The sequence below is a fragment of the Pseudovibrio ascidiaceicola genome (assembly GCF_900114245.1).
Taxonomy (GTDB): Bacteria; Pseudomonadota; Alphaproteobacteria; order Rhizobiales; family Stappiaceae; genus Pseudovibrio; species Pseudovibrio ascidiaceicola.
Genome location: NZ_FOSK01000004.1, coordinates 58,700 through 74,423, shown reverse-complemented (window position 1 = coordinate 74,423; position 15,724 = coordinate 58,700). Strand labels below are relative to the sequence as shown.

Annotated in this window: 11 protein-coding genes; 8 read left to right on the top strand and 3 right to left on the bottom strand. The window is 53.4% G+C overall.

The features are described 5' to 3' along the window. Window positions 1–212: 212 nt before the first annotated feature. Window positions 213–1,304 carry an ABC transporter ATP-binding protein gene (locus BM231_RS08855; protein WP_093518632.1) on the bottom strand — a complete coding sequence of 364 codons (1,092 nt, stop codon included), beginning with the start codon at window positions 1,302–1,304 and terminating at the stop codon, window positions 213–215. A 72-nt stretch (window positions 1,305–1,376) separates the two neighbouring features. Continuing rightward, window positions 1,377–2,183 (bottom strand): IclR family transcriptional regulator, encoded by an 807-nt coding sequence (locus BM231_RS08850; protein ID WP_093518630.1) that lies wholly within the window; start codon window positions 2,181–2,183, stop codon window positions 1,377–1,379. Between the two features lie 210 nt (window positions 2,184–2,393). Here BM231_RS08850 and BM231_RS08845 point away from each other — a divergent pair, with 210 nt between their 5' ends. The 8 genes from BM231_RS08845 to BM231_RS08810 all read left to right on the top strand — a co-directional run bounded on the left by BM231_RS08845 (window position 2,394) and on the right by BM231_RS08810 (window position 11,899). Next, window positions 2,394–3,584, top strand: coding sequence for an ABC transporter substrate-binding protein (locus tag BM231_RS08845; RefSeq protein WP_063286964.1), 1,191 nt, complete (start codon window positions 2,394–2,396; stop codon window positions 3,582–3,584). Between the two features lie 256 nt (window positions 3,585–3,840). Then, a complete protein-coding gene (locus BM231_RS08840) occupies window positions 3,841–4,662 on the top strand; it encodes an ABC transporter permease subunit (protein ID WP_093519129.1) in 822 nt (273 codons plus the stop codon). Between the two features lies 1 nt (window position 4,663). Beyond that, window positions 4,664–5,512 (top strand): carbohydrate ABC transporter permease, encoded by an 849-nt coding sequence (locus BM231_RS08835; protein WP_093518628.1) that lies wholly within the window; start codon window positions 4,664–4,666, stop codon window positions 5,510–5,512. Window positions 5,513–5,641: 129 nt separating this feature from the next. Next, complete coding sequence (locus BM231_RS08830; protein WP_093518626.1) at window positions 5,642–6,610, top strand: 2-dehydro-3-deoxygalactonokinase; 969 nt, start codon at window positions 5,642–5,644, stop codon at window positions 6,608–6,610. Then, a complete protein-coding gene (locus BM231_RS08825) occupies window positions 6,597–7,235 on the top strand; it encodes a 2-dehydro-3-deoxy-6-phosphogalactonate aldolase (RefSeq protein ID WP_093518624.1) in 639 nt (212 codons plus the stop codon). The genes BM231_RS08830 and BM231_RS08825 overlap by 14 nt, the downstream gene beginning before the upstream one ends. Next, window positions 7,232–8,104: an SMP-30/gluconolactonase/LRE family protein gene (locus tag BM231_RS08820; RefSeq protein WP_093518622.1), complete on the top strand. Its 873-nt coding sequence runs from the start codon at window positions 7,232–7,234 to the stop codon at window positions 8,102–8,104. Before BM231_RS08825 ends, BM231_RS08820 begins: the two co-directional genes overlap by 4 nt. A 4-nt stretch (window positions 8,105–8,108) precedes the next feature. Continuing rightward, window positions 8,109–10,109 (top strand): beta-galactosidase, encoded by a 2,001-nt coding sequence (locus tag BM231_RS08815; protein ID WP_093518620.1) that lies wholly within the window; start codon window positions 8,109–8,111, stop codon window positions 10,107–10,109. Further along, complete coding sequence (locus tag BM231_RS08810; RefSeq protein WP_093518618.1) at window positions 10,106–11,899, top strand: IlvD/Edd family dehydratase; 1,794 nt, start codon at window positions 10,106–10,108, stop codon at window positions 11,897–11,899. Before BM231_RS08815 ends, BM231_RS08810 begins: the two co-directional genes overlap by 4 nt. Before the next feature lie 65 nt (window positions 11,900–11,964). Here the strand turns inward: BM231_RS08810 and putA are convergent, their stop codons facing one another. Further along, on the bottom strand, window positions 11,965–15,603 hold the full coding sequence (gene putA, locus BM231_RS08805; protein ID WP_093518616.1) for a bifunctional proline dehydrogenase/L-glutamate gamma-semialdehyde dehydrogenase PutA: 3,639 nt from the start codon (window positions 15,601–15,603) through the stop codon (window positions 11,965–11,967). Window positions 15,604–15,724 lie beyond the last annotated feature (121 nt).

Below are 15,724 nucleotides of genomic sequence, written 5' to 3'. Positions count from 1 at the left end.
CGCTTCAAAACAAAAAAATTCAAACTTAGGTTGCTCTTATTTAGTATGCTGCAGCGAGCATTTAGTGACCTATGCAAAGTTAAGATGACAGTGATAGGCATGTCACGCTGTCAGCCCAAAACAGCCTTGGCGTTGAACTGATGTACCGTGATTGAAATGGGGGCATGACCGCTAAGTCACCACTCCAGTCGTAAAAGCAACCATCCCAGCCGCTACCGCAGTCGCTCGCCATCCGGCTTGAACAGCAAGGCCCGTGAAGCGGGCAGCGTTAGTCGTAGCGTCTCGGAACCCTGCTCAAGGCGGTTGCCGCGGCTTTCTGCTATGACTTGGACGCCGTCGGGCAACGTGCAGTAGGCGTAGCTGGTTTCGCCGAGGTTCTCGACAAGTGACACGCTCACATCTGCACCAACACCGTCTTCACACGAACCAACCATAAAGTGTTCCGGGCGAATGCCAACGTTCACCACAGCGCCCTCCACCACGGAGGAGGTGAGCCCCGGTACGACCAACGTCTGCCCGTCAAAACCGGATACGGAAATCTCCAACCCTGCATCGGTTGAACGCACAGCCTTACCACTCAGAAAGTTCATCTTCGGGGAGCCGATAAAGCCTGCCACGAACTGGTTTGCAGGGTTATCGTAAAGCTCCAGCGGCTTGCCCACCTGCCGGATGTAGCCACCTTCCAGCACCACAATCTTGTCAGCCAGCGTCATGGCCTCGACCTGATCGTGGGTCACGTAGATCATCGTGGCCGCCACGTCCTTGTGCAGCTTGGCAAGCTCAATGCGCATTTGCACGCGCAGCTCTGCATCAAGATTGGAAAGCGGTTCGTCAAACAGGAACACCTTCGGGTTGCGGACAATCGCCCGCCCAATCGCCACACGCTGCCGCTGACCACCGGAAAGCGCTTTGGGGTGACGGTCCAGATATTCTTCCAGCTTCAGAATACGCGCAGCTTCATCCACTTGCCGCTTGATCTCGGCTTTGGGGTGTCCGGTCATCTTCAGGCCAAAACCCATGTTCTCCGCAACGGTCATGTGCGGGTAGAGCGCGTAGCTCTGGAACACCATGGCAATGCCGCGCTGGGATGGGTCGATGTCCGTCACATCCTCATCCGCAATATGGATGGTTCCGCTGTTGCTGGTCTCCAACCCGGCGATGGTCCGCAGCAAGGTGGATTTCCCGCAGCCGGAAGGACCAACGAAAACGACAAACTCGCCCTCCTCAATGTCCAGGTCCACACCGTGGATCACCTGCGTGTCGCCATAGCTCTTCTTCAGATCGCGCAACACAACTGCGGTCATCTGTTCCCCTCCCGAAAATGTCTTCAAATAAAGTGCGAGCGCCTCCCCAAGCCCCGCAAATTAAAAACGAAATCAAACACCCAGCGCAATCTGAGCGTTCGCTGAAATCTCATTGGTCGCCGCCTTCATGGCAGGCAAATAGGTTTCGACCATGGTGTCCAGCGAGGTCACATAGGTCGTGCTGGTCACAGAAAGCGCGCCAATCGGCTCTCCGCGTTTGTTCAGGATCGGCAAGGCCACACAAATGATGGAGCCTTCATGCTCCTCATCATCGTAGGCATGCCCGCGCGTGCGAATACGAGCCAGCTCATTGCGCAGCATCGTCTCGTTCACCAGTGTCTTATCAGTATGGCGCTGGAATGATTGCGCCTTGATCGCCTCAACAAGTCGCGCCTCAGGAAGCGCAGAAAGCATCGCTTTGCCCACGCCAGTGCAATAGGCAGGACCAATCTTGCCGGGGCTGGAGAACATGGAAACGCTGCGCGGCGGCAATCGCTTGTCCACGTAAAGCACCTGATTGTTGTCCAGCACAGCCAGATGGATGGTCTCCGGAATTTGCGTGCTCAGCGTGTCCAGCGTATCCCGCGCCACACTGGCAAGGCTCGCACGGCTCCAGGCAGAATGGGCCAGCCGCAGCACGCGCATGCCAATGGAGTAAGTCTGATGCACCTCATCATGCACCAGCATGCCTTCCTTCACCAATTGCCGTAGCTGGCGGTGCAATGTAGCCCGGCTCAGCGGCAAAGCATTCAAAAGCTCCACAAACCGTGGGGGTGATTCTGCAAGCGCAACTGCGTCCAGCACCACCAGTGCCTTAGAAATGGGGCTCGTGAGGTCTTGCTCAGTTTCCTCAGGGATACTCAGGGTTTGTGCGCCCATTTCCTGCTGTTTCCTTACCCGTTCCGGAAATCTGCAATTTTCATACAGATCCCTTCCTAGTTCCTTTGGTTGACAATTATGCACTAGCACGTAACTATTTCAATGGTCAAAACAAAGTTTCATTCAATGGAACTTAATTCTTGGCGATATTGGGAGGTTTAGGTGTTTAATTTTAGCAAAGTAGCTGCGGGCAGTTTTGCTGCAGCATTCATGATTTCAAGTTCCGCATATGCCGCTGGCGATCTGATTATCAATCTCGACCAGACGGATCCGGCTCCAAAAAAAGCATTTGAAGACATCGTGGCTGGCTTCTCCAAGGAGAACCCGGATGTGAACGTCATCGTCAACACGATGCATAAGGAGGGCTATAAAACCTCCATCCGCAACTTCCTCACAGCAGACGCGCCAGATCTGGCAACATGGTACGCAGGCAACCGCATGGCACCATTCGTCAATGCTGGCCTGTTTGAAGACGTCTCGGATGTCTGGGAAGAAAATGGCCTTAACGAGCAGCTGAAATCAGCCGCCGCATCCATGACCATTGATGGCAAAAAATGGGGTGTGCCCTACACCTACTACCAGTGGGGCATCTACTACCGCAAAGATATCTTTGAAGAGAAGGGCATTGCTGTACCAACCAGCTGGGACGAGCTGGTTGCAGCGTCCGCAAAGCTCAAAGCAGCTGGCATTGACCCGTTCACAATCGGCACAAAAGCACTTTGGCCAACAGGCGGCTGGTTTGATTACATGAACCTGCGCGTCAACGGCTACGAGTTCCACATGGACCTCACCGCAGGCAAGGTGCCTTACACCGACCCGCGTGTGAAAGCGACCTTCGACAAGTGGGCAGAACTGGTGAAGCCAGGCTACTACAACGCAAACCATGCGGCTTTGGACTGGCAGGAAGCTGTACCAGCACTCGTGCAGGGCAAAGCAGCAATGTACCTGATGGGCAACTTCGCAGTTGACGTGTTCAAAAACGGTGGCCTGAAGGAAGAGCAGATCGGCTTCATGCAGTTCCCGGAAATCACACCGGGCATTCCAATGGCTGAAGATGCTCCGACTGACACCATTCACATTCCGGCAAACGCCAAAAACAAGGAAGATGCGAAGAAGTTCCTTGCTTACATGGCACGTGCAGATGTGCAGACAGCAACAAACGTCACACTCGGTCAGCTGCCAGTAAACTCCGGTGCAGAGCGTCCTGAAGAGCGCATCCTGCAACAGGGCTTCGACATGCTCTCCAATGCATACGCGCTGGCGCAGTTCTACGACCGTGATGCTCCGGCAGCAATGGCAAAAGCTGGCATGGAAGGCTTCCAGGAATTCATGGTGAAGCCAGAGCGTGCTGACGCCATTCTGGACCGTCTCGAGAAGATCCGGACCCGCGTCTACAAGTAGTAGATAAGCGGAATTCTTAAGTAGGGTGGCGGAAGATTTCGCCGCCCTATGCTCTAGGAATGAATAGCGCAGAAGCACGACCTTCTGCAGGAGGACATAGATGAGCGAGCAGGCCTTGGCTCCTGTATCTTCCGGAAACTCACCAAAGTTTTCTGGAGGACCTACCACATCAGGCGCCAGCAAAACCAGATCTTCAAAGTGGATTGCCAACCAGCGCAAACTTGCACCCTGGCTGTTTTTAGCGCCGGGTGTTGTGATGTTTCTGGTCTATGTAATCGCGCCAATCGGCCAGTCACTCTGGATCAGTTTGTATGAGTGGGATGGCATCGGAGTCAAAACCTTCATCAGCATTGCAAATTATATTGAGCTTATAGATGACGAGGCGTTTTACACCGCACTGTACAACAACGTGTTGTGGCTCGTGCTGTATATGCTGGCAGTGCCTGCCGGGCTGCTGATTGCGATTTTCCTCAATCAGACTGTGACTGGCATCCGTATTTATAAGTCTCTGTTTTTCTTCCCGTTTGTCATCAGCCAGATCGTCGTTGGCCTCATCTTCTCATGGTTTTATGCCCCCAACTTCGGTTTGTTCACCAAACTGCTGGAGTTTATGGGCATGGAAGGCATTGCCATCCTTGCTGACGAGCGCTTTGTCACCTACGGCATCATCGTCGCTGGCCTTTGGCCGCAGATCGCGTATTGCATGATCCTGTACCTGACAGGCCTCAACAACGTCTCGCCAGACCAGATTGAAGCGGCGCGACTGGATGGGGCCAAAGGCTGGAAGATGCTTTGGTACGTCATCATCCCGCAGCTGCGTCCGGCCACCTTCATCGCGGTTGTCGTCACAATCATCGGCGCTCTGCGCTCGTTTGATCTGGTCTCCATCATGACCAGCGGTGGCCCGTACGGTTCCAGCCGCGTGCTCTCCTATTACATGTACGAGCAAGCACTGTCTGAATACGGCTTCCGCATGGGCTACGGTGCGGCCATCGCAGTTGTGCTCTTCGCCATCATGATGGTGTTCATCACGCTCTTCATCGTGCGTATGTTGAAAGATGAAAGGGAGGGCTACTAAGATGTTTCCAACTCCCGTTGCAAATGCATCCGCACCAACCCGTGTCGCCTACAAGGTTGCACTGCCAATCTCCCTAGTAGTCTGGCTCTTGCCGCTGATCGGCGTCATGGTCACCTCCATTCGCCCGGGCTCAGATCTTGCCATGGGCAACTACTTCGGTGTGCCATCCTCGTTTGAGCTGGGTAACTACCTGACCGTTTTCCAAAACACGCCCATGGGCCTGTTCATCATGAACTCGTTCAAGGTCACCATCCCAACTGTGATTGGTGCGGTCGCCCTGTCATGCCTGACCGGATACGCGCTGGCGACCTACAAGTTCAAAACCAATCTCTGGCTGTTCTTCATGTTCGTGGCTGGCAACTTCGTACCGTTCCAGATCCTCATGGTGCCAGTTCGTGACCTCACTTTGAAGATGGGCCTATACGACACGGTGACGGGTCTCGTGCTCTTCCACGTGGCCTTCCAGACGGGCTTCTGTACGCTCTTCATGCGCAACTTCATCAAGGCACTGCCAAGTGAACTGATCGAAGCTGCCCGCGTAGAAGGCGTCTCGGAACTGCGCATCTTCTGGTTCGTTGTACTGCCACTCATGCGGCCTGCCATCGCGGCTTTGTCGGTGCTCATCTTCACCTTCATCTGGAACGACTTCTTCTGGGCCACCGTTCTGGTGCAGGGCACACACGCCATGCCAGTCACAGGCGGCATCATTTCGCTCAATGGCCAGTGGGTTGCACAATGGCATCTGGTATCAGCCGGGTCTGTCGTTGCAGCCATGCCGCCGGTCATCATGTTCTTCCTCATGCAAAAGCACTTCATTGCAGGGCTAACGCTGGGGGCGACCAAGGGCTGACAAATTACCGGAAGCAGGAATGTCCCAAGCAATCCTGCTTCCAAAAATCCATCAATGCCAAAGGCGCCTGAAAATGTGCCTGAAGCTAATAATAAACATAAAAGGGAACAGGGGGCATAAGTGAACCATATGGCATCGCCAGATAACGACCTCCGTCAGATCACAACTGCAAGCAGCTGGGTCGCCGTGGACTGGGGGACCTCCAGTCTTCGTGCATGGCTGATTGACGAAAACGGTGTAACGCAAAGCAACGCAAAATCAACGCAAGGTGCAGGAACACTGCAACCTTCTGAATTTGAAGGTGTTTTGCTGGGTCTGATCGGAGACTGGTTACACAGCAACGCAAAACCAACGCAAGTGTTCATTTGCGGCATGGCTGGCAGCCGTCAGGGCTGGCAGGAGGCGGAATATGTGCCTGTGCCAACCAAACTGACAGAACTGCACCAGCATCTGGTTTCGCCCAAAACAGGTAATGCCCGCATCCTGCCGTTCATCGTGCCCGGTCTCTGTCAGAAATCAGAGCAGCAGCCAGATGTTATGCGCGGTGAGGAAACCCTGCTGCTCGGCATTCTGGACGAGTTATCCGACAAATCCGGCGTCTTCTGCCTACCCGGAACCCACAGCAAATGGGTGGAGATGGAAGAGGGGACAGTTGCTCGGACCTCCACCTTTTTAAGCGGCGAGTTATTCGCCCTCATCGCCAAGCAATCCATTCTGCGTCACTCGCTGGAGACTGAGGCAGAGCTGGACAAGGATGTCTTCCTCGCCACGCTGGATCAGCTGAAAAATCAGGAAGCTACATTGCTCGGCAACCTGTTTGGCCTGCGCGCTGGACAGCTGTTGAACGACACCAGCCCGCAAGCTGGCGCTTCCAAACTTTCCGCACTTGTTATCGGAACAGAGCTTCTCGACATGCTCGCAAAGTGCGGGGACAACCCACCCAAGCAAGTCCACCTCGTTGGGGGCAACACGCTTGCACAAAATTACGCGCTGGCCCTGCAACATCTCGGCTTAACACCGATCGTGCATGATGCAGACAAAGCCGCACTCACTGGACTATCCGCCGTCAGACAAGGGGCACTCAATGACAACAGTTAAACAAACACCAGAGCGCAATCTCATGGCTATCCTCCGTGGAGTAAAGCCAACCGAAATTCTGGATATTGTGGAAGTGCTTATAGAAGCAGGGTTTTCACAAATCGAAGTGCCACTCAACTCACCGGACGCTATCAATTCTATCAGGATGGCGCAAGACAAGTTCGGCAAGCTATCCGCCATCGGAGCGGGGACAGTTCTCACCGCAGAGCAAGTTAAGCAAGTCCGCGCAGCAGGCGGAACCTTCATTGTCTCTCCCAACTACGATGAAGACGTTATCCGCACCACCAAAGCAGAAGGCATGGCGTCTTATCCGGGAGTTCTCACCCCAACGGAATGCTTTGCAGCGCTGAAAGCAGGCGCAGATGCGCTCAAGATCTTCCCGGCCTTTCAGGTGGGAGTAAAAGGCATTCAGGCAGTACGTGCAGTTCTGCCAAAAGAGACCCTTGTGTATGCCGTTGGCGGTGTCGGTCCTGCGGAGTTTGCGCAGTATGTGGAAGCAGGCTGTCAGGGCTTCGGCATGGCAAGCAACCTGTACAAGCCGGGGCACACTGCCGCGCAGGTTTCTGAAAACGCAAAAGAAATGGTTGCAGCATACGATGCGCTCAAACTCGGAGAGAGTGCATGAGTGAGCCCTATGTTTTCGCCAAAACAGAATGTAGCTTAGGAGAGGGCCCTCTTTGGAGCGCCCGCCATTACGCGCTGTTTTGGGTGGACATCAACAATCATCTGGTGCTGAAAAAGGGCATAACCGGTGACATCGAAACATGGAAGTTCGATGAGCCGGTCTCCGCCTTTGCGCAGATCCCAAGCAGTGATGACTTCATGTTATCCTCTGCAACAGGTCTGTATCGCTGGTCTCCGGGAACGCACACCCGCAACCTTATCCTCCCTGTCGAGGACCAAAACCCCGTCACCCGCTCCAACGACGCCCGCACCGATCGCACCGGCGGATTCTGGATTTCCTCCATGGGCCGCAAAGCAGAAAAAGGCGCAGGCAGTCTTTATCGCTTTTTCAAAGGGGAATTAGCGCGGGTCGCCAGTGACATCACAATCCCGAATTCCCTTTGTTTCTCGCCAGATGGGGACACTGCGTACTTTTCAGATACGGTGACATCTCAGATCATCAAATGGTCACTAAATGCGCAAACTGGCCTGCCAGAAGGGCCCGCGGAGATATTTGCTGATATCTCCGGGACAGGATTTGGCCCCGACGGTTCCGTGGTTGATGCTGAGGGATATCTCTGGAACGCTCAATGGGGCGGATACAGAGTCGTTCGCTATAAACCTGATGGAATGGTGGATCGCATTATTGAGATTGACGCAAGTCAGGCATCTTGTCCTGCGTTTGGTGGGGCCGACTACAAAACGCTGTTCATTACCACGGCTCGCGAAAACCTGAGTGAGGAGCAATTGGCGAAAGAGCCTCTCGCTGGATCGGTTTTTGCAGTCCCTATTGATACTCCAGGTCTGCCAGACCCTGAACTACAAATGTGATCTCATGAGCGATAAGAAACACTTAGGTATCTGTTACTACCCAGAACACTGGTCAGAGGATCTGTGGCAAGAAGACGCCAGAGAAATGGCCGAGCTGGGCATTACCTATGTGCGCATCGCTGAGTTTGCATGGTCCCGCATAGAGCCAGAGCCCGGGCGTTTTTCCTGGGGCTGGTTGGACAGCGCGATTGAGACTCTCGCAAGTGCGGGTCTCAAGATCGTAATGTGCACCCCAACTGCTACACCTCCACGCTGGATGGTGGATAAACACCCGGACATGCTCGCCGTTGACGAGAACGGCCACCCTCGAAAATTCGGCAGCCGCCGCCACTACTGCTTCTCCCACGAAGGCTACCGCTGGGAATCCCGCCGGATCACAGAAATCCTCGCTGAGCGATACGGTAATCACTCCTCCATCGCCGCTTGGCAAACTGACAACGAGTACGGATGTCACGAGACAGTCCGCTCATGGTCCGCCTCCGCACACAAGGCCTTCCAACTTTGGCTGGCGCAAAAGTACGGCAATATCAAAGCCTTGAACGAGGCTTGGGGCAACGTGTTCTGGTCTATGGAATACAACAGCTTTGAGCAGGTCGATCTGCCAAACCTGACGGTGACAGAGAGTAACCCGTCTCATAGGCTTGATTTCAAACGATTTTCATCAGATCAAGTTGCTGAGTTCAACGGAGAGCAAGTCGATATCCTGCGCAAGCTCTCGCCGGGCCGCTCAATCCTCCATAACTTCATGGGCAACACGTTCTCCTTCGATCACTACAAGGTCGGCGACCAGCTCGATATCTCCAGCTGGGATTGTTATCCCATTGGCTTCCATAGCCAATATCAGATGGAAGACCCGCTGGGCACACCGGAAGGCTATTGGGAAGACTACTTCGAGCAAGGTGACCCAGACTATCAGGCCTTTCACCACGACCTTTACAGACAAGCAGGCCATGGCCGCCTCTGGATCATGGAACTGCAACCCGGCCCCGTGAATTGGGCGCCGTATAACCCGATCCCGCTAAAAGGTATGGTACGCCTGTGGAGTTGGGAAGCCTTTGCTCATGGTGCTGAAACCACAAGCTATTTCCGCTGGCGGCAAGCTCCGTTCGCTCAGGAGCAAATGCATGCAGGACTCAAGCAGACTGATAATAAGCCAGCGCAGGCTTATGTTGAGGCTGCTCAGGTTGCTCGTGAAATAGAGGAGCTTGGCGCCTTCACTCCGTCAGAAGCTCCGGTTGCTCTTATTGTTGACTATGAAAGTCACTGGGCACATGAAACTCAGCAGCAAGGTCAAGACTTTAGCTATTTCCGTCTCGTTCTCTCCTACTACCGTGCGCTGAGGCAGAAGGGTGTTGATGTCGAGATCATCAGACCAGCCTCACAGGACTTATCCCCCTACAAGCTGGTCGTTGTTCCTGCACTTTATGCAATGAGTGAGGAACTCTCAGAAAACCTCAAAGCCTATATTGAGTTTGGAGGTGTTGTCCTCGGTGGCCCTCGTTTGGCCCAAAAAGACAAGAACTATCAGATTTCTCAAAAGACTCTGAATCTTGCTGAACCCTTTGAAGGCGTTGAGGTTCTGCGTGTCAGTACCAGCCCGAAAGCGTTCGCGGCACCTGTCGCTGACCTTGCGGATCAGGAACGCGGCAAAGCCTATGTCTGGCAAGAAGAGGTCACCACCAGCTTGCCAATCCTGTTCGAAGACACCAGCGGCCAACCGGTCTTCATGGGCGAAAACAACATCTACTACGTTTCCGCCTGGGCCGACCCAACACTCATGGGTGCCATTCTGGATGAGGTCTTCAAACCTGCGAAAATTGATAAGGTGGAATTGCCGAATGGATTGAGAAGAAGCAAAACATCTGCCGGCACTTTCTACTATAACTATTCGAAAAATAAGATGAATTTGAAAGCGCTGCGTCTCGCTGATGCAGCGGAATTGGATGGATTGGAGCTGCCTCCAGCAGGGGTTGCTCTGGTTCGGGAAGGAACTGAAGAGCTATGACTGAAGCTCCAAAAACAAAACTCCGCTCACAAGAGTGGTTTGACTCGCCAGACGATCCGGGCATGACCGCACTGTATCTGGAGCGTTACCTGAATTACGGCATTACGCGTGAAGAGCTTCAGTCTGGCCGACCGATCATCGGTATCGCCCAGACGGGATCCGACCTATCCCCGTGCAACCGCCACCACCTGGTGTTGGCAGAGCGTGTACGCGAAGGCATCCGCGAAATGGGCGGCATCTGCTTTGAGTTTCCTGTCCATCCTATTCAGGAAACCGGCAAACGCCCAACAGCAGCGCTTGATCGCAACCTTGCTTATCTTGGTCTTGTTGAAACGCTTTATGGTTATCCTCTCGATGGTGTTGTTTTGACCATCGGCTGTGACAAGACCACTCCAGCGCTGCTCATGGCTGCCGCAACCGTCAATATTCCCGCCATCTGCTTGACTGTCGGGCCAATGCTCAATGGCTATCACAAGGGAGAACGTGTTGGCTCTGGAACAGTTATCTGGAAAGCCCGTCGGATGTATGCGACTGGCGAGATTGATTACAAAGAGTTTATGGACATGGTTGCAGACTCTGCACCATCAGTGGGATGTTGCAACACCATGGGCACTGCCTCAACCATGAACTCGCTTGCAGAAGCATTGGGCATGAGCCTGCCGGGTTGTGCATCTATCCCCGCGCCATATCGCGAACGTGGCCAGATCTCATATGAGACTGGCAAGCGCGTCGTGCAGATGGTGCATGAAGATCAAAAGCCGTCAGATATTCTCACTCGCGAGGCCTTTGAAAACGCAATTGCCGTGAACTCAGCTATTGGTGGCTCAACCAACGCCCCAATACATATCAACGCAATTGCACGACATATTGGCGTTGAGCTGCACAACGATGACTGGCAAAACCACGGCCATAAGATCCCACTGCTTGCCAACGTCCAACCTGCTGGTGCTTACCTTTCAGAAGAGTTCCACCGTGCCGGCGGTATTCCGGGTATTTTCTCAGAGTTGATGAAACACGACCACATCCATAAAGATGCGATCACCGTTTCAGGAAAGACCACGGGTGAAATCTATGGCGAGAGCACTGTCGCTGATTACGACGTGATCTATCCCTATGACAAGCCGATGATGAAGGATGCCGGGTTCCTCAACCTCAAAGGCAATCTCTTCAAGTCCGCGATCATGAAAACTTCTGTAATTTCAAAGGATTTTAGAGAGCGTTATCTGTCTAACCCGGACGATTTGGATGCCTTTGAAGGCAAGGTTGTGGTGTTTGATGGTCCTGAAGAATACCACCACAACATCAACAATGAGGCTCTTGGTATTGATGCCAACACCATTCTTGTCATTCGAGGAACCGGCCCGGTCGGCTATCCAGGCGGCGCGGAGGTTGTCAACATGCAGCCACCGGATGAGCTCTTGAAGCAAGGTATTGACGCACTGCCATGCATTGGTGACGGTCGTCAGTCAGGCACCTCAGGTTCACCTTCTATCCTTAACGCATCCCCCGAAGCTGCCGTCATGGGAGGCCTCGCTCTGCTGCGTAACGGAGATATCGTTCGTCTTGATCTCAACAAAGGTGAAGCGAACGTATTGATCTCGGAGGAAGAACTGGTGAAACGCAAACAAGAGCTGGCTGAAAGCGGTGGCTATGAGTTCCCAGAACATCAAACGCCATGGCAAGAAATCCAACGTGGTATCGTGGATCAGTTTGATGAAGGCATGGTGCTAAAGCCTGCCGTCAAATACCAGCGCATCGCGCAAAAAGGTCTTCCACGTCATAGTCATTGATAGTGGTTTAAAATGAAAAAAGCCGCCTCAATCTGAGGCGGCTTTTTTTGTTGTTTCAAAGTGGCTTAGTCTTCTGTTGCGGCAAGCAGGCTCGCGTTACCACCAGACGCTGTTGTGTCAATGCACAGATGGCGCTCCAACTGATAACGCTCCGGCTGGTTACGTTCCATGATCAGCTGCATCAGTGCGCCATCACGCTCAGCAAGCTCTGCCTTCATTTCTTTCAGCTCTTGCTCGCTGTGGTTGGACGCAATCGCATCAACGCCTTGAACTTCAGTCAGTGCACCAACGGCCAGATGACCTTCCAAAGCGACGATTGGAGCGGAAAGAGAACGCAACTTCACAGCAAGCTTCTCAGCGCCTTGCCCAACTGCAATGACGCCGTTGCCAGCAGCTAGAGCCAAAGCCACCTGATGCTTCAGGCTCTCGGTGTCCGGCCCAAGGCAAAGCACAGTGCCACGTGGTGCAGCATAAAGGCGGTTGGATTCTCCAGTCGGCCCAGGCATGTCGTGTGCATGGTCAGCAGCGATGCGGTTCAGCAGGCCGGTTTCCTTCTCAAAAAGGGTTGCCAGCTCGGTGAAGCGACCGAAGTTGCCTTCCCATGTGCTGGTGCGTAATGCCCCTTTTGCTTTGAAGATATCCCCGGCAGTAATGGACTTGCCAAGCGTCACACTTTCCGCAGCTGACGTATCAGCCAGACGGAAGCGAGCCACATAGTGAGGACCACCTGCTTTCGGTCCGGTACCAGACAGGCCTTCGCCGCCAAACGGCTGAGATCCAACAATCGCGCCAATCTGGTTTCGGTTCACATAAAGGTTGCCTACTTTCACACGCTCTACAATATGTTGAACACGGCTATCAACACGGGTGTGCAGACCAAATGTCAGGCCGAACTCTTTTGCATTGATCGCATCAATCGTCTGGTCGATTTCTTCTGCTTTGAAAGTCGCGATGTGCAGAACAGGACCAAAGATCTCCTCGTCCAGCTCTTCGATGCCTTCAAGCTTGATCAGTGTTGGAGCAATGAAATGACCTTTGGTTGGTGCCTTCATCTGTTTGATGACACGACCTTTTTCAGCCCACTTCTCGCAGTGTGCAGCAATCTTCTTCTGAGCAGCTGCATCAATCACCGGACCAACATCGGTTGATAAAACAGCAGGATCGCCCAGTTCCAGCTCACTCATGGCACCCAGGAGCATCTCTTTGAAATCTTCAAAGATGTCTTCCTGAACATAAAGCATGCGCAGCGCAGAACAACGCTGACCTGCACTTTGGAAGCTGGAAGCAATGACATCACGAACAGCCTGCTCAGGCAGAGCCGTGGAGTCTACAACCATGGCGTTGAGACCACCTGTCTCCGCGATCAGTGGAGCAGATGGAGAAAGGGCTTTTGCCATAGCACGGTTGATGTGCTGCGCAGTTCCAGTGGAGCCAGTAAAGCAGACACCAGCTACACGACTGTCAGATGTCAACGCAGCGCCAACTTCACCTGCACCCGGTAGCAACTGCAGAGTCTCGACAGGAATGCCAGCTTTGTGCATCAAGCCGATAGCAAACGTTGCGATCAGCGGGGTCTGAGGTGCAGGTTTTGCAAGTACTGGGTTTCCAGCTGCAAGAGCAGCAAAAATCTGACCTGAGAAGATCGCCAGTGGGAAGTTCCAAGGCGAGATACAGGTGATTGGACCGCGAAGGCCGCCCTTGCCATCTCGCTCATCAAGACGGATCGCTTCGTTCGCGTAATAGCGTGCAAAGTCAACCGCTTCACGCAGCTCATTAATGGCATCCATGTAGGTCTTGCCAGCTTCGCGTGTGAGCAAAGCAAAGATCTCAGGGGCATTCTCTTCAAACAGGTCTGCTGCTTTGCGCAGAATGACAGCACGGTCTTCCGCGCTCTTGTCTGCCCACTCAGCACAGCCGTGATGTGCAGTGGTTAGAGCAGCTTCAATCTGCTCAGGCGTCGCGGTTGCTACGCTACCAACGACATCTCGCAGATCTGCTGGATTCTTTACGCTCACCGCTTCAGCGTTTTTGACGGAAGCTGCAATGACAGGATGACCGTTCCACTTGGTTGCTGAGAAGGACTTCAGGTTCTCAATATACTCAGCTTCCTGACGCGGATCACTCAGATCCCAGCCTTTTGCGTTTTTACGTCCTGCGCCGTAAAGCTTTGGTGGAAGTGCGATTTTTGCATTCGCGACGTGCTCACCATACTTTTCGATATGAACGAGTGGATCCTGAGCAATAACCTCCGGAGTGACGTTCTCATCGCGGATCTGATGAACGAAGGAGCTGTTTGCACCGTTCTCCAACAGGCGTCGAACCAGATAAGCCAGCAGGTCTTTGTGTGCACCGACCGGAGCGTAGATACGGCAGTTGGAACCATGCTTCTTCATGGTGCGCTCGTGAAGCGCTTCACCCATGCCATGCAGACGTTGGAATTCGTAGGAGCTCAGTGGGAGATTTTTACCCAACTCCAGAATAGTTGCAACACTGTGCGCATTGTGAGTTGCGAACTGCGGATAGATCCGGTCCGTCATACCCAGAAGTTTCTCAGCGCAAGCGGTGTAGGAGATGTCAGTGGACACCTTACGGGTGAAGACCGGATAGCCGTCAATGCCCAGGGTCTGGGCGCGTTTAATCTCGCTGTCCCAGTAAGCGCCTTTCACAAGACGTACCATGATCTTGCGATCATACTTCTCAGCAACTGCATAGAGCCAGTCGATCACGTGAGTTGCACGTGGACCGAATGCCTGCACAACAATACCAAAACCGTCCCAGCCTTCAGTTGCAGGATCGGCCAGCAATGCCTCAATCACGTCGAGGGAAATGTCGAGGCGATCCGCTTCTTCCGCGTCAATGTTAAAGCCCATATTGGAGGACTTCGCGAGCATGATAAGTGAGAGGGTGCGAGGCACCAGCTCTTTCATCACACGTTCGCGCTTGGCAAACTCATAGCGTGGGTGCAGGGCAGACAGCTTGACAGAAATGCCCGGGTTTTCGCGAATACTCGCCTTCGTGCAGTTGCTGGAAAGTGCAGTAATCGCCTTGGAGTAAGACAGATGATAACGCTTTGCATCAGCCTCAGTCCGTGCCGCTTCACCAAGCATGTCGTAGGAGTATGTGAAGCCGTTGCCTTCCTCAGCACGCGCATTGCGCATCGCTTCGCGGATGGTACGGCCAAGAACGAACTGGCGACCCAGTTCTTTCATTGCCTGTGCAACAGCGGTACGAACCACTGGCTCACCAAGGCGCTTCACAACACCGCGAATGGTGCCGACGAGGCCCTGATCATCCTGTGCCAGAACCTTACCAGTCAGCAGCAGAGCCCATGTGGATGCGTTGATCAGTGTGGAAGAAGACTGACCCAGGTGCTCTCCCCAGGCACTCGGAGTAATCTTATCCGCAATCAATGCATCGATTGTCTGAGCATCAGGCACGCGAAGCAGAGCTTCCGCAAGGCACATCAACGCAATGCCTTCCTGAGTTGAGAGGCCGTATTCGCCGAGAAAACTCTCCATGATTGTTGGAGAGGTGTTCGCCCGCAAATCCGAGATCAAATCGGCCGCTTTGTTCGATGCCCGCTTACGCGCTGCTTCGTCCATTTGCAGGGATGAAATGAGCTCCTGAACCACCTGATTTTCGTCAGGAAGGTAGTTATCTCTGATTTTGTTGCGGATGATCTCCGGCGTAGCCTCTGAACCCATGCCGTGCTCCCTACTGTTAAATACCTATTGTTGATCCGACATTAGCAAAATACCCATAGGGATGTTTCCTGTATTTTTTGATGGTAAAGACTATTCGACTTTGATATTCAGGCGAAATGGT

Excerpts from the sequence above, each read along its gene's own strand:
- BM231_RS08855 (WP_093518632.1), bottom strand. The coding sequence starts at position 1,304 with ATGACCGCAGTTGTGTTGCGCGATCTGAAGAAGAGCTATGGCGACACG.
- BM231_RS08850 (WP_093518630.1), bottom strand. The coding sequence starts at position 2,183 with ATGGGCGCACAAACCCTGAGTATCCCTGAGGAAACTGAGCAAGACCTC.
- BM231_RS08845 (WP_063286964.1), top strand. The coding sequence starts at position 2,394 with ATGATTTCAAGTTCCGCATATGCCGCTGGCGATCTGATTATCAATCTC.
- BM231_RS08840 (WP_093519129.1), top strand. The coding sequence starts at position 3,841 with ATGTTTCTGGTCTATGTAATCGCGCCAATCGGCCAGTCACTCTGGATC.
- BM231_RS08835 (WP_093518628.1), top strand. The coding sequence starts at position 4,664 with ATGTTTCCAACTCCCGTTGCAAATGCATCCGCACCAACCCGTGTCGCC.
- BM231_RS08830 (WP_093518626.1), top strand. The coding sequence starts at position 5,642 with ATGGCATCGCCAGATAACGACCTCCGTCAGATCACAACTGCAAGCAGC.
- BM231_RS08825 (WP_093518624.1), top strand. The coding sequence starts at position 6,597 with ATGACAACAGTTAAACAAACACCAGAGCGCAATCTCATGGCTATCCTC.
- BM231_RS08820 (WP_093518622.1), top strand. The coding sequence starts at position 7,232 with ATGAGTGAGCCCTATGTTTTCGCCAAAACAGAATGTAGCTTAGGAGAG.
- BM231_RS08815 (WP_093518620.1), top strand. The coding sequence starts at position 8,109 with ATGAGCGATAAGAAACACTTAGGTATCTGTTACTACCCAGAACACTGG.
- BM231_RS08810 (WP_093518618.1), top strand. The coding sequence starts at position 10,106 with ATGACTGAAGCTCCAAAAACAAAACTCCGCTCACAAGAGTGGTTTGAC.
- putA (WP_093518616.1), bottom strand. The coding sequence starts at position 15,603 with ATGGGTTCAGAGGCTACGCCGGAGATCATCCGCAACAAAATCAGAGAT.